We start from the raw sequence: 14146 nt of genomic DNA, 5'->3' as shown, positions 1-14146 counted from the left end.
TCCTAATCCCAAGTAAGAGTCAAGGTGCTAGTCTTTATTTAAGACAATTGTCTTCCGACGAATCATACGAGCAACAGGAAATTCTCTGATTTTTACTATCACGGTTAGAAATAACAAACTAATAGCAAATAAATCCCTTGCATATGCATCACCAATATATCCTATATGTTCACGTGGAATCAGTAAAATAGAGAGTATATCTAATATAAGGACAGACAATGTGATACTTCCAATTGCTTTATAATACACGTTCGAGACATTGCTTAATGGATTTTTCAATATGACTAAAACAGACAATACTAAAACCGCTTGGTAAATGATAAGATGATCAAAAATAAACAGTTTTGGATCTCTAGGGATAACCTCATGTAACAATAGAATCAAACTGGAAGCTAGAAAACTAGCGCTAATTGAATCTGTTATCTCTGTACCCTTGAGCATTTTTATATATATCCATAACAAACTAGCGATAAGTATTGAAACTCCTCCAACGTTTATATATACAAGTGAATAAGGTATTGGAATCCACAGATATGTGGTTATGATAATACTGACTATGAAGTAAACAATCCAAGAAGATTTTAAATAAAATTTCAGAAAAAATTCTGCGAACCAGTCTGTAAGCAATAATATTATAATACTAATAAATATAATACTAGATATGGTGCCGTGGTTCATAGATTCTTTTCCTTCTTTAAATATTCTTTAATTTTATTCCCTATCTTTCCGCATTGTTTAGAGGATATATCCCCCCAATCATCACCAATATATTTATCGATACCATTCTTCTTTGCTAGTTCGTATTTTAGTTGTTCTAAATCCCATTCTGATAAATGTTTTTTGATATGCATATTCCTCACCTTTCTTTAACATCTTTATTATTATAGTTTGCCATATCTTTCTAAAAAAATACGCAAGCTTCTTCTAATTTGAGAAGAGCTTGCGTTGATATGCATATGTATACAATGAATGCTTAAGTACAAATGGAATGTTTTTAATTTCATCAACCTTATTAGCACCAATTAAGGCCATCCCGATTTTAAATTCTCGATGCAACTTCGAAACTTCTTGGTCTAAGTGTTCTATAGATTTCAAATAATATGTCCTTAAGAAATGTCCGGCTATACCCACTGCACTAGCACCTAGCGCAAGACATTTCACAATTTCTAGTCCATTCTCAATCCCACCGGAGGCAATCACGTGTACATCCGTATGTAACGCTCGTATCCTTTGATATTCTATTAAACTTTCTGCTAATGTTAGACCCCAGTCAACAAATGTATCGTCTTGGATACCCTGCCTTTGCAACTCTATCCAGGCAAAGTTAGTTCCCCCTTTGCCACCAAGATCAAATATAGCAGCACCCATCGATATCATTTCCTTCATAAATTCCCTACTCATTCCAGACCCTACTTCTTTCAAGATTACTGGAACAGGTGAATGAATAAGAATTTTTGATAACTCCTCTTTCATATGTTGAAAGGTGCGATCTCCTTCATTCATTAGTAATTCCTGTGGTAAATTGAAGTGATATTGGATGGCATTTGCTCGTAACATTTCAACTGCCTGCATTGCCATGTCGAATGTCGAATCCATCCCAATATTTGCTATAACTATTCCATCTGGGTTATTTTCTCTAACTATGCTATAAGTGTATTGCATTACTGGATCTTTTATTGCTGCTTTTTGTGAACCAACAGCAATCGCTAAATTATGTTTTCTTGCAATTAAGCTTAAGTCTTTGTTGATTTGATAAGCCTCTTTCACGCCTCCAGTGATTGCATTAATAATAATCGGCGAACTCAAACAAAGTTCACCGATTTTTGTTTCAATATTGATATGATCAGCGTTTGCAATCTTTGGAAGCGAGTTAGGAATCAACTGTATATCGTTCAAACCATTCGAAAGCGTAAGACATTGCTTTAATGCTAAATCAATGTGCTCTATTTTTCTCTGCATAACTTTTCACCCTATGTTATTTTAAGCTTTTCAACTTATCTCCTAACATTTCCCCTAATGTAAAGGTTGTTGGACCTTGATCTGCAGTTAATTTGCGGATCTCTTCAGCTTCTTGTTTAGCTTTCACATCTTCTGTTGTTTGGCGGATACTTAAACTAATGCGTTTTTCTGCTACGTTATAATCTAAAATCTTAACTTTCACTTGTTGACCAACTTCTAGTACCTCATTAGCCGAACCAATATGATCATGGGAAATTTCTGAAATATGCACAAGACCCTCGACACCCTGAATAAGTTCTACAAAAGCGCCAAAACTAACGAGACGTTTCACAACTCCATCTACGATATCGCCTTGTTTATATTGATTGCTTATTGTATCCCATGGACCTGCCTGAGCAGATTTTAGACTCAGACTGATTCGTTCTTTTGATGAATCAATACTTAGAACCTTCACCTGAACTTTATCACCTTCTTTTACTACATCCGAAGGGTGGTCTACCCGATACCATGCAAGTTCTGATACGTGAATTAAACCATCGATGCCACCAATATCTACAAATGCCCCAAAATCTGTTAACCGTTGGACAGTTCCATCAATTATAGACCCGATCTGTACACGAGACATCGCTTGTGATTTAAGATTATTATTTTCAGCTTCTAAAACCATTTTTTGCGATAAGATAACCTTTTTATTTTCAGGGTCGAATTCAATAATTTTCACTTGAATTGATTTACCCTTGTATTCAGAAAAGTCTTCTACAAAATGTCTTTCCACATGAGAAGCCGGTATAAATCCTCTAACCCCCAAATCAACAACCAAGCCACCTTTTACTACATCCGCTACTTTTACTTCAAAAGTAGTACTATTTTCATACTTATTCTTTAGATCTTCCCAAGCAAGTTTTGCATCAATCGTTTTTTTAGATACAACTACCTTTTCCTTGTCATCATTTATACGTAACACTTCAAGCTCGAATTGATCCCCAACTTTTACAAAATCGCTAGCTTTTTCAATATGCAGATTTGATAGTTCCCCAATTGGAATAATGGCATCATATTTGTAGCCAATATCTACAGTTACCTGATTATCTTCGACATTGGTAACTACACCTTTTACAATATCACCTTGATTCATAGCTTTTACATCAATCATTTCATTTTGCATTTCTTCTACCATTTCAATTACCTCCTTAAGTATCCAATCTGGTGTTGATGCCCCAGCAGTAATTCCAATCGAGTGATTACCAATCAGCCAATCTTTGTTCAAATCAGATTTAGATTCAATCTGATAAGTCTTGGTACCTTGTAAATTACATACTTGGGTTAATTTATTAGTATTAGAACTTTTAAAGCTACCAACCACAATCATTACATCGACCTGTTTTGCTAAGTCAATAGCTGCTTCTTGTCTCTCAGAAGTTGCTTTGCATATAGTGTTGAAAAATTCAATATTTGTATATTTATTTTTCAAGCAGTCAGTAATTTGATTCCAGTTCTCACCAGTCTGTGTAGTTTGAGCAACAACAACTATATCCCCATTGATAGCAGGCAAGTTCTCAATATCATCAATACTTTTAATCACATAACCTTTATCTTCTGTCCATCCAAGAATCCCTTCAACTTCAGGATGTTTTGGGTCGCCAACTATGAGTACAGTTTTGTTTTCTTTGTAAGCCTTAGATGCTAATTTATGTACTGCTTTAACAAAAGGACAAGTCGCGTCTATGTAAGAAATATTATTTTCTTGCAAATTGTCGTATACCAATTTCCCGACACCATGGGATCGTAATACCACCGCTTCATCCGGTTTGACTTCTTGAATACTATCGATGGTTTGCACACCATATTGATATAAATAATCTACTACATGTTGATTATGTACAATTGGACCCAATGTTACAGCCTTCCCATGGTTCTCGCCAACTTTTTTGGCTGTATCAATTGCCCTTTGTACACCTTTACAAAATCCAGCATGACGCGCTAATGTAATAGTCAAGTCTCCACATCCATCTCTCTAACTATATCAAACGTAAAAGTATATATATGGTTACACTTATAGCAGTTAGTATGGATAAAACAAAATAAATCCATACAATATATTTTACCTGCATAAATGTAAAGCGTGCTTTGATTAACGCGGACAATAATAGTTTGCCAAGAAGAATAATGGCAATAATCAATAGGTAAAAACCTACGATTGTGATTAAGACTTTACTTGGCAATGATTTAACTCCTTAATCATAGTCCTAGAAATCGCAACAATTTCTTGAACCACTTCGTCAATTGTTAAATTTGTTGTATCAATGCGTATGGCATCCTCAGCCTGAATGAGAGGTGATTCCTTACGCTCGGTGTCTTGCTTATCTCTATCTGCTATTTCTTTTTGAAGTGCACTTAAATCAATCTCATAACTCTTAGATTGCAGCTCTTCCGCGCGTCGTTTCGCACGTTCTTCTAACGAGGCCGTTAAAAATATCTTCACTTCTGCATTTGGTAGTACATACGAGCCTATGTCTCTACCATCCATAACTACTCCACCAGTAACTGCCAACTTCCGCAAAAGGGATAAAATGTAACTACGGACGCCTGGATAGGCTGCAATAGACGATACATGTGAAGTAACTTCCGGTGTACGAATCGCTTCAGCATATACTTGTCCATTTATCATTAATTTTTGATTTTGATCAAATGCTAATTCATGACGTTGAAGTTCTTCGAGTATCGCTCTCTCATTTGTAATATCAATGCTATTATAGAGAACAATGTAAGTAATTCCTCTATACAAAGCCCCTGTATCTATGTAGTAATATCCTTTTCCTAATAAATCTGAAACTTTCTTTGCAACAGTGCTTTTCCCTGCTCCTGCAGGACCGTCAATTGCTATATTGATATGTGTCATAGTTCCTCCTGTAAAGAAATTTCAGTTCACTATAAAAAAAATCTATAGATTTCCCAATTAAAAAGAGCAGACCTTGTCTGCTATCTAGCAGCATATTTACGCATCTGTAATAGATAATCAGTTCAAAACTTGTCCTAATAAAGGATTTCAAAATATACCATTTATAAAAAGGATATCATAACAATATATCTTATGCAACAAGCCACAAATCAGTATAAACTAGTTATAAAAGGCTTATCGACAGATACCTCTAATACTCTGCCAGGTACTAAAATATTGTGTTCTATTCCACTACTATCGTTTACCTGAATATTATAAATTCCTGGTATTCCTTTAGGGATAATAGAGAGTGTCTGATTATTATTTATTAAAACTCGTTGTGTATCCTTCTGAAATGTACCTACAACTACATCATCAACAAGTATTATGATTTCTTTTCTTGGAGAATCTAATAAACTAAACTCAATCCATTGACTTTGTGTAACTTGCTTAGATGCGGGAACAATCTCAGCATTCTCTATCACCCTACCTTCTAATCGATCTACTTGTGAAATGTACATTCTAGTACTAGGGTGAATTAACAATAATTGAGAGATTAATAACATACTGATTAACCCAATAATTGTCTTTTTTAATATTATTTCTAATGGTTTAAAAATATTTAATATATCGTTCATAAAAAAACCTCCTTATGCACATTTTACGCAACAGGAGATTCATACATACATATTATTTACCGTGTAGTTCAATTTGTCTTTCAAACGTATACTGAATAACTTTACTTCGTTCACTTTCTAGAATTTTCGAAAATTTAAATGACGCCCAAGCTAATGCCTTCGGATTATCTACCACAGGATAAATTACCCTAACGACCTCTCCTTCACCATGGCTGTGATGGATTACTTTATTCTTTTTAGGTAGCACCATCCAGAACTTAATTTTTTGTCCTTCCGTAATCTTAATATCTCTGTTGAACTTAACAGAAAAACCTCCACCACTCAAGTCCTCACTCTTACACAAAACTCTCTCTTTCGTTAAATCTTTTTTTATGATTTCAAGAGAAACCTCTACATGAGCTGGCATACGTATAAAATCGCGCCTTTGATTTTTTTGAATGCTACTTGGATCAGGTTTAGCGACTATAAGCATTGCAATGTTATCACGGTATCTACCAGTGACTTCTGTATCAAAATTTGCCTTCGCACCATCCTTCGTCTGATACCAAACCCGTAATTTAGTACCCTGCATAGGAGCTTCTATGCGTTTTGTTTCTTCATTCATTGGCATTTCTAGAAATAAAGAATCTGATTTTATATCGGCTATTCTTGCCTTATATACTTTTTTATGCTCAGTATCTATAGTCTCTAAGACTAAAGAAGTATTCACTTCATAGCTCACGATTTCACCACCTGCAATTAATACTCAATTCCTTTTCTTGCTTCCAACCTAGTGTGATACGGGTGTTTAATCTCAACTACCTCGGTAACTAGGTCAGCTTTATCTATGAAACGCTTACTCGCTTTTCTGCCCGTTAGTACAACTTCTAAATCTCTTGGCTTATTATGTATAAAATCCAGCACTGCATCTTCTGATATAAGATTAAAATGTATTGCATTTAATATTTCATCCATGATTAAAAGATCGCACTGATTAATTAAATCTTTACACTTCTGCAAACCTTGAATTGCCTCTTGACGATCAATATCTTCGAGTTGATCTTGTAACACCCACCCAGCTTTCCCATAAAAAAATACCTGCAAGTTATTTGGCATATTCTTTTGTAGTAAAGCAAGAGTTTGATTCTCACCCATAGGAAAAAAGCTAGGATTTTTCATAAAAAATACAATACCAACTTTAAAATCATGCCCTAATGCACGAATAGCAAGACCGATTGCAGCAGTTGTCTTGCCTTTTCCATCGCCAAAATAAATTTGTACTAACATATATTTCCCCACGGCCTTTCCAATGGCACTATTATTCATATTATATCATATTAAAAAATATTGCATCAAAAAAAATCCCTGAGCAGGGATTTTTTCATTTTCTAATACCAACTGTTAACTCTTAATAAACCAACTTGCTCTACTTTCTCAACTTTCTCTTCTTCACCGTTTTCAACATTTAAGTATATCTTATACGTATTATTATCAATCGTCCCTATAAATTCATAGGTTAACACTTCTCTACCATCATCAGCTTCAATAATCGCCATTCTTTGCTCTTCCACTTGCAAGCGCTGATTCAAGCGTTTGCTTGCATCATCTATCGAAATTTGTGGACTTTCAATATCTCTTTCCGTATGATTTAGCAAGAATTTTTCGGATGCAAATCCAACGATTTCGCCGTTATCTAAAGCTATTTTAACAGTGATAGTATCTGGATACACTACAATATCATCCACTAGCGAAGAAAATGAGATAACTGCTATATTCTCATAATCATCTATATTAGTAGCAATAGCATTTGTGACTTTTAATTTTTGCAGATACTCTACAGCTTTTTGTTCAGCTTCTTGAAGGTCCATGGTAGGTCTACCTATATTTCTGTCATGTAATAACCATAAGATATTGCCAGCCCTTTCCATAACATCTAAATAAATAATGTCTTCATCACCGTTTGTTACATACACACTATAAGTATTAAACTCTCCACCATCAGGATTTCTAACAATTTCAAAATTCTTTTCAGGCCCTAAGTCAAGAAAATCGGTAACTTTTTTACGGACCATCTCTTCGGTGAAATTTTCACCCTCTAAGCGTTTAATCTTTTCTTGTCTGATTTGTTTAATCGTGTCTATACCAGTCCCCCACTGAATCTCAGGGAAATGATTCACTTCTTCTTCCAACGTACTAAAACCATTTACAATATGATTGTCTAATGGTTCATCCGGATTCTGTTTAAGGCTCATCAGTTCAAAATCTGTCCATTTCAAATTTTCATTTAGAACAACCGATTGGACACCACGAATTTCACCTTGAAGTGTAGAAGCACACTGATATAATTGTTTTAATGTTTGCCATTCTTCTTCTGTAATTGGTTCAACATCTAAATTCCTTACAGCTGCACGATATGTAAAGTCACCAACGCGAGCTAAGAATTCTTCAGTTTGACTAAAATCCATAATTCCTAAAGGGAGATGACCAATGCGCGCTTGTGCGGCATAAGACAATCGCCAAACATTTGATAGGGATTTTCTAAATTGTCCTGGGGTGCTAACAGCAATTGTTTTCCCTAACTCATCTTGGATCGAGTCGACGAAATATCCTAAATCGAAAAATGCTCTTTGATAGTTATTTTCTGAAGTATTATATAAAGCTTCCTTAGTTTGAAATAGTGTATATCCCCAATATCCAATTCCAACAATAGCAATTGCTAGAACTGGAACTAACCAAGCAGCAATTTTTTTATACATATGCATCCTCCTTCTTAGTCACAAAAAATATGCTTCCCAATCTTCTTCTTTTGCGGTCTAGTCCAAATCCAACCTGACGTAGCTGTGTCAGGATTAAAATAATAGGTCGCTCCACTTGAAGGATCCCAACCATTGATAGCGTCTTGAACGGCCTTCCTTGCAGAATCATTTGGCTCCATCCAGATTTGTCCATCAGCAACTGCTGTAAATGCCCTTGGTTCAAAAATCACTCCTGATACTGTATTTGGGAATGTTTCACTACGCATTCTGTTTAAAATAACTGCTGCAACTGCGACTTGACCAATATAAGGCTCGCCTCTAGCCTCTCCGTACACGGCGTTGGCCATAATCCTCATATCATTACTATTGTATTTTCCAGTTGTACTATTCACTGCTGATTGTTGCGCTTGTCCAGGATTTTGTCCTTTTGGTTGCCCTTTTGTGCTTCGTAACAGTGACTCTCTAGTTTGTTTCCCTACAACTCCATCTACTTTTAACCCAAATTCCTTTTGATATCTTCTCACTGCATATAATGTTTGGTGTCCGAAAATACCATCTACATTCGCTTGGTAGAAACCGATCTCTTTCAACCTACTTTGTAGTTGGGAGACATCATCGCCTCTACTTCCCAGAGACAACGTGCGATTTGAAAATACATCTTGGATTTCTCTTGTATCAAAAACATTTCCTTCTGCTAACATAAACGTTAGTGCTAAGGTGGTCAACGCTAGAGCCAATACTGTTTTTTTAGCCATATTTCACCCTCACTTATTTTTGTTTTAATAATTTCTCTTATTTTGCATTATTTTCTTATTTTTATACATATTGTCATTGGACCAAATATAACGGACCATTATATCTCTTAAATTCAGGCATCAAAAAAAGACTACCCATGAAGGTAGCCTTACAATGATTGATAAGATTAAAGTTTAATTCAATAGATTATAGAATAAATTTAGAGAATACAATGCCTGTCAACATGCTTAATATAATAAGAAACACTGGGTGAATCCCTAGAAAAAATACACCGATAAATGCGCCTACCGTAATCAATCCTAAACCCATTGTATAATGATTATACGTACTTTTACTCATCTCATACACCACTTGAAGTAATAAGATAACGATTACTGGTTGTATTGCTTTCATCAAACCTTTTATAGCTGCGGTATCTTTATATTTCATTAAAAAACTAAACAAAAGAATCATTGCAATAGCAGTAGGCCCAACAGTCGCTACAATACTGATAATTGCCCCGCTCACTCCACCAACCTGATATCCAATATACGCCGCTAATTTAGTAGCAATTGGTCCAGGTAGTGAATTTCCTATAGCTAAAGCATTCGCAAATTCTTCATTGGTCATCCATTCAAAAACATCTACAACTTCTTTTCGAATCAATGGAATTGAAGCAGGTCCACCGCCAAATCCAACAATATTTGAACGAAAAAAAGCTACAAATAAATTCCACAAATTCTCCATATTATTCTCCTTATATTTATAACTATAAATATAATACCAATGATTTCTTAAATAAAGTTGATTAACTAACGTATGGATATTCAAAGCAAAACACTTCTCCATGATTTGCAGAGTATTGCCAATAATCCGAAGGCGTACCCTTGTGAATCAACGACTTCAATACTCGTATCACACCACCATGAGTAATTATAAGAAGTGTATTTATATTATGAATATCTTTAACATCATTATATATGTTTTGAATTCCGTTTACTATTCTATCGCTAAATTGTTCTAGATTTTCTCCGTTAAATAGTAACTGATTCGGTTGTTTTAAAAATAAAGCCGCTTGTTTCGGATACTTGTCTTGGATTTCATCAAAGGTCAAACCTTCCCAATCACCAAAGTCGATTTCTCTAAAACTTTTATTAACGATTATATCCGTTTTCACATGTAAACGTTCTTGAACCCTCTTCGCAAGGTACAAACAGCGTTGCAAATCACTGGAAGCTATAAGAATATTACCATTTAGCGGTGCCAAATCACTCAATAAATTTTCACATATTTCTGCCGTTTCGAAATATCCTTTCTGGTTTAACGGGACATCCGTATGTCCAAGGTATTTTCTGTGTAAATTCCAATCTGTTTCTCCATGCCTTACCATTACCACACGCATCTATTCACCCTCTCAGTTAACGAAATTTTGAAACAGCATCTAGTAATTTCTGATTCTCTGCTTCGCCTTTCACTGCTATACGTATATATCCCTTCTCCAAACCTACAAAGTTACTACAATCACGAATCAATATTTTATGTTTATATAAATGAGATATTAGATTGCCGACAAGGTGAGAATCAGTTTTTAAAAGTAGAAAGTTTGTATAAGACGGATAGATTGTAAATAACTTATTACTTTGCAATACAGATTGCAAATAAAATCTCTGCATTCGATTTTGAAAGATGGAATTATTAACAAAATTCTGATCTCTCAACACGTATTCCCCTGCGTATTGGGCAAATACATTCACTGACCATGGCGGCTGATAAGATTCTATTAGCGAAGCTACTGTAGGAGCGCAAATCATGTATCCTAATCGCAAGCCTGGTATACTATAAAATTTAGTCATGGAACGAATTAACAGTAAGTTATGGTATTTCTTTGTATAATGTATCAAACCACAGGTTTCTGTGAACTCGATAAATGACTCATCTACAATGAAATCAATTTGATTGTGAGCGGTGAACTCTAATAATGGTTTTAATTGGACAGAAGGAACATAACTTCCAGTTGGATTATTGGGATTACAGAAATAGATGGCATCGGGTTTGCCATCTATTGTATCAATCCATGTTATAAATTCTTTAACTATAAGAGAAAATTTGTGACCTTCCTCAAGAAAATAATGAATTATTTTTGCACTACTTTTTCTCAAGCTATATTCGTATTCTTGAAAAGTAGGTGTAATAACAACAACTGTCTGATACCGCTTTGCTTGAGCCAGCAAATAGATCAACTCTATAGCTCCATTCCCAACGACTAGACTGTCCATTGCTACTTGTAAATCAATACTTAACTGGTTCTTAAGGTTATTAGCGGTAGGCTCAGGGTAGTGAATAATTTGATCATAAGCTGACATTAAGTGATCTTTTAAACCTCTTGGTGGTCCCCATGGGTTGATATTCGCACTGAAATCTATTGTATCGCTATTTTCGCTATGTACATTTCCTCCATGAATTGGTCGCACAATCATAAAACTCTCCCCCGCCGTTACCTAAATATGTAAACTCAATTTCCCACTCATTTTCTGCTGCAATATGACTTAGTACTTTTTTTTGTGCCATTGATAAATCTTCTTTCAATACATAGCCTTCAATGGAACCACTATGCGAAGGAATGATAGCTTCAATGCAACTTTGCAAAGAAGTAGATAATTGATTATAAAACCCTAACATCGGGTAATATGGTATCTTATATTGGTTGAGATATTCGTGAAGTATATCTCTACTAATCGCACATCCCATTTTAAGAGCAGGTAGATTATTGTAAGCAATTCCATCCCTAATACAACAGAAACTGTCTTTCATTTTATGAGAACGCTCACTCTTTGAATAAAACTTTGCTTGGTCCTTAAGTAATTGATTCCATTCTAGAGTGTTAATATGGATTCCATAATCTATAATAAATACTGGATTTGTAAGGGGGGGGGCTATGAGTAACATCTGTTTGCCATCCCTTTGATTGACTGCAGCAATTCCGTTATACATCACGCCGTCCGAAGGCTCAATCTTTGTGGCTATATCTAAAATTTTACTTGCGTCCATTGGAGTATTGAAGAGTAATTTGCTTACCCCTAATAAAACGGCTGTAATATCAGCAGTACTACTTCCATAACCTTTGTGCATTGGTAGCTCATCAAGAAACTTAACGGTGAAACTACCACTAACTTCAAGTGAATGTAACAATAAAGCTAGCGCTTGATGAACTTTTCTTTTCTCGTGGCTCATCACGAAAGACAAACTAGAACCAACGGTCTGCGGAGAGTATTCTATTTGTACTACAGTGTATTTTTGAATAGGGCAAGTAATCAGAAAAGGTTCCCCATCTATATACCCTTGGGACCATTCCCCGCAAGTACCAGGTACACGAACCTGAATAGTTTGTTGATTCATCTAAAGCCATCCGCCTTTAAATACAAATACAGCAAATAAATAAACGTAAAGTTCAGCAATTACCTGAATTGCTCCATAGGTATCTCCTGTCATTCCACCAACTTGCATGCTGATATATTTCATAGTAAAAATTGAAAACCCCAATACGAGAATAAATAACAAAACTCCATACATTTGCAAAGCAATTACAGATAAACCAATCGTAATGATAAATACAATCGATAATTGGCGAATATTAACTTTTTTTGCAAAAATCCCACCCAAGCCTTCTCCATGTTTTGCTGATGGAAATAAAAACATAGCATAAACCATCATACTTCTACTGATGATTGGTGCTACAAATAAAATTGCTAATATGTATATTTCCGGAATGCTCACAATGGCAGACCATTGTAATAACGTAATAAAAATAGTCATAATAACACCAATTGCGCCTACTCTACTGTCTTTCATAATTTCTAAAATAGCATCTTTCGGTTTCTGGCTGCCGATTCCATCAAATGTATCCATTAAACCGTCATAATGCAGAAAACCTGTAATTACCGCACCAAAAAACAAAACGAATACACCTGCAATCATAGTAGTTAATAACCCTTGGGCCGCAGTATAGATTAGTACATATAATGAACCGATTAACGCTCCGACCACAGGGAAGAATATCACAGATTCTCTGAGTCTTTTTTCTTGATACGGTATCAAGGGCATTGGAATTTTTGTTAAAAACGTAATAGCTACAAATAAAGTTTTTAGTAGTTCCATTTGACACCTCCTACCATACAAGATGAATTAATACGGCTATGATACCTAGCATGCTAACTGTGATCATCATAGTTAAATCTAATAATTGGACTGCTTTCTTGATGTCAATAGGTTCCGATTTTCTCCCAAACTCATTTAGATATGCTCTAAATGATGGGGTTCCTTGATAGTAGTTTGTACCACCTAATTGAACATTTAATGCACCTGCAAAAGCAGATTCAGGTATGCCACTATTGGGACTAGGGTGCTTGGCGGCGTCATTTCTAACAGTTAAAGCAGCTAAGCGAAAGTGAAATTTGCCAATCATTACTGCAAGCATAATAAGAACATAACTAATTCTTGCAGGTATCCAATTCATGACATCATCAATTTTTGCAGCGCAAAAACCAAAGTCAGCATAGCGTTCATTTTTATAACCTAACATGGAATCCATTGTATTAATCGATCGATATACAAATGCACTTGGCATCCCAAATAAAAACCCATAAAATACAGGAGCGATTACTCCATCTACTAAGTTTTCCGATACGGATTCGATGGTAGCCCGGCTGATTTCCGAATCATTTAGTTCTACAGTATCTCTTCCTACTATCATCCCTACTTCATGTCTGGCGTTTTGTACTCGATTATCCATTAATAGCATATAGATTGAGACTGCAGCATCCCTTAATCCCTTCCAAGTCATTGTTAATGACATGAGATATATTGCAATCGCGTAACCAAGCCAATGATGAATGGCGAATACTAATATATAGACGTAGTAAGAGACAACCCAAGTAAAAATAATCACAGTACTAACTAAAACACCACCTAAAAACTTTTTGACGAATGGGGTTCCTGCTAACTGTGGATAAAGAATTTGCTCTAATTTACTAATCATATACCCTATAAGCACTACGGGATGATATCTCTTAGGATCTCCAATAAAACGGTCAACCATAATTGCAAAGATCACAATACTTGATGAAAAAAACATAGATCGCCTC

Annotated in this window: 16 protein-coding genes; all 16 read right to left on the bottom strand. The window is 35.3% G+C overall.

Features of this window, described 5'->3' with window-relative positions; translation table 11 throughout:
• Positions 1-27: 27 nt before the first annotated feature.
• The 16 genes from BHU72_RS15660 to cbiB all read right to left on the bottom strand — a co-directional run bounded on the left by BHU72_RS15660 (position 28) and on the right by cbiB (position 14136).
• A complete protein-coding gene (locus BHU72_RS15660; RefSeq protein ID WP_141709312.1) occupies positions 28-441 on the bottom strand; it encodes a hypothetical protein in 414 nt (137 codons plus the stop codon).
• A 233-nt stretch (positions 442-674) separates the two neighbouring features.
• The gene (locus tag BHU72_RS15490) at positions 675-851 is read right to left on the bottom strand and encodes a small, acid-soluble spore protein, alpha/beta type (RefSeq protein WP_083248450.1); all 177 of its coding nucleotides are present in this window, start codon (positions 849-851) and stop codon (positions 675-677) included.
• Between the two features lie 73 nt (positions 852-924).
• Positions 925-1959 (bottom strand): type 2 isopentenyl-diphosphate Delta-isomerase, encoded by a 1035-nt coding sequence (fni, locus tag BHU72_RS12045; RefSeq protein WP_069702877.1) that lies wholly within the window; start codon positions 1957-1959, stop codon positions 925-927.
• A 16-nt stretch (positions 1960-1975) separates the two neighbouring features.
• Positions 1976-3955 (bottom strand): bifunctional 4-hydroxy-3-methylbut-2-enyl diphosphate reductase/30S ribosomal protein S1, encoded by a 1980-nt coding sequence (locus BHU72_RS12040; protein WP_069702876.1) that lies wholly within the window; start codon positions 3953-3955, stop codon positions 1976-1978.
• A 207-nt stretch (positions 3956-4162) separates the two neighbouring features.
• Positions 4163-4858, bottom strand: a complete 696-nt coding sequence (gene cmk / locus BHU72_RS12030) for a (d)CMP kinase (protein ID WP_069702874.1) — start codon at positions 4856-4858, stop codon at positions 4163-4165.
• A 209-nt stretch (positions 4859-5067) separates the two neighbouring features.
• A complete protein-coding gene (locus BHU72_RS12025) occupies positions 5068-5535 on the bottom strand; it encodes a hypothetical protein (protein ID WP_069702873.1) in 468 nt (155 codons plus the stop codon).
• A 52-nt stretch (positions 5536-5587) separates the two neighbouring features.
• A complete protein-coding gene (locus tag BHU72_RS12020) occupies positions 5588-6256 on the bottom strand; it encodes a flagellar brake protein (protein ID WP_069702872.1) in 669 nt (222 codons plus the stop codon).
• Positions 6257-6273: 17 nt separating this feature from the next.
• Positions 6274-6801 (bottom strand): cob(I)yrinic acid a,c-diamide adenosyltransferase, encoded by a 528-nt coding sequence (locus BHU72_RS12015; RefSeq protein ID WP_083248449.1) that lies wholly within the window; start codon positions 6799-6801, stop codon positions 6274-6276.
• Between the two features lie 101 nt (positions 6802-6902).
• On the bottom strand, positions 6903-8270 hold the full coding sequence (gene ypeB, locus BHU72_RS12010; RefSeq protein WP_069702870.1) for a germination protein YpeB: 1368 nt from the start codon (positions 8268-8270) through the stop codon (positions 6903-6905).
• A 14-nt stretch (positions 8271-8284) separates the two neighbouring features.
• Positions 8285-9025, bottom strand: a complete 741-nt coding sequence (gene sleB, locus BHU72_RS12005) for a spore cortex-lytic enzyme (RefSeq protein WP_069702869.1) — start codon at positions 9023-9025, stop codon at positions 8285-8287.
• Between the two features lie 187 nt (positions 9026-9212).
• Entirely contained in the window at positions 9213-9752 is a 540-nt protein-coding gene (locus BHU72_RS12000) for a chromate transporter (protein WP_069702868.1), read from the bottom strand.
• A gap of 61 nt (positions 9753-9813) precedes the next feature.
• Entirely contained in the window at positions 9814-10407 is a 594-nt protein-coding gene (locus tag BHU72_RS11995) for a histidine phosphatase family protein (RefSeq protein ID WP_069702867.1), read from the bottom strand.
• A gap of 16 nt (positions 10408-10423) precedes the next feature.
• Positions 10424-11482 (bottom strand): pyridoxal phosphate-dependent aminotransferase, encoded by a 1059-nt coding sequence (locus BHU72_RS11990; RefSeq protein WP_069702866.1) that lies wholly within the window; start codon positions 11480-11482, stop codon positions 10424-10426.
• Positions 11445-12401, bottom strand: a complete 957-nt coding sequence (locus BHU72_RS11985; RefSeq protein WP_069702865.1) for a GHMP family kinase ATP-binding protein — start codon at positions 12399-12401, stop codon at positions 11445-11447. The genes BHU72_RS11990 and BHU72_RS11985 overlap by 38 nt, the downstream gene beginning before the upstream one ends.
• A complete protein-coding gene (cobS, locus tag BHU72_RS11980; RefSeq protein ID WP_069702864.1) occupies positions 12402-13160 on the bottom strand; it encodes an adenosylcobinamide-GDP ribazoletransferase in 759 nt (252 codons plus the stop codon).
• Positions 13161-13170: 10 nt separating this feature from the next.
• Positions 13171-14136 carry an adenosylcobinamide-phosphate synthase CbiB gene (cbiB, locus tag BHU72_RS11975; protein ID WP_069702863.1) on the bottom strand — a complete coding sequence of 322 codons (966 nt, stop codon included), beginning with the start codon at positions 14134-14136 and terminating at the stop codon, positions 13171-13173.
• Positions 14137-14146 lie beyond the last annotated feature (10 nt).

It is taken from the genome of Desulfuribacillus stibiiarsenatis, from assembly GCF_001742305.1.
In the GTDB taxonomy this organism is placed as follows: Bacteria; Bacillota; Bacilli; order Desulfuribacillales; family Desulfuribacillaceae; genus Desulfuribacillus_A; species Desulfuribacillus_A stibiiarsenatis.
Note: the sequence above shows the minus strand (reverse complement) of the source record. Positions and strands in the feature narration are given on the sequence as shown.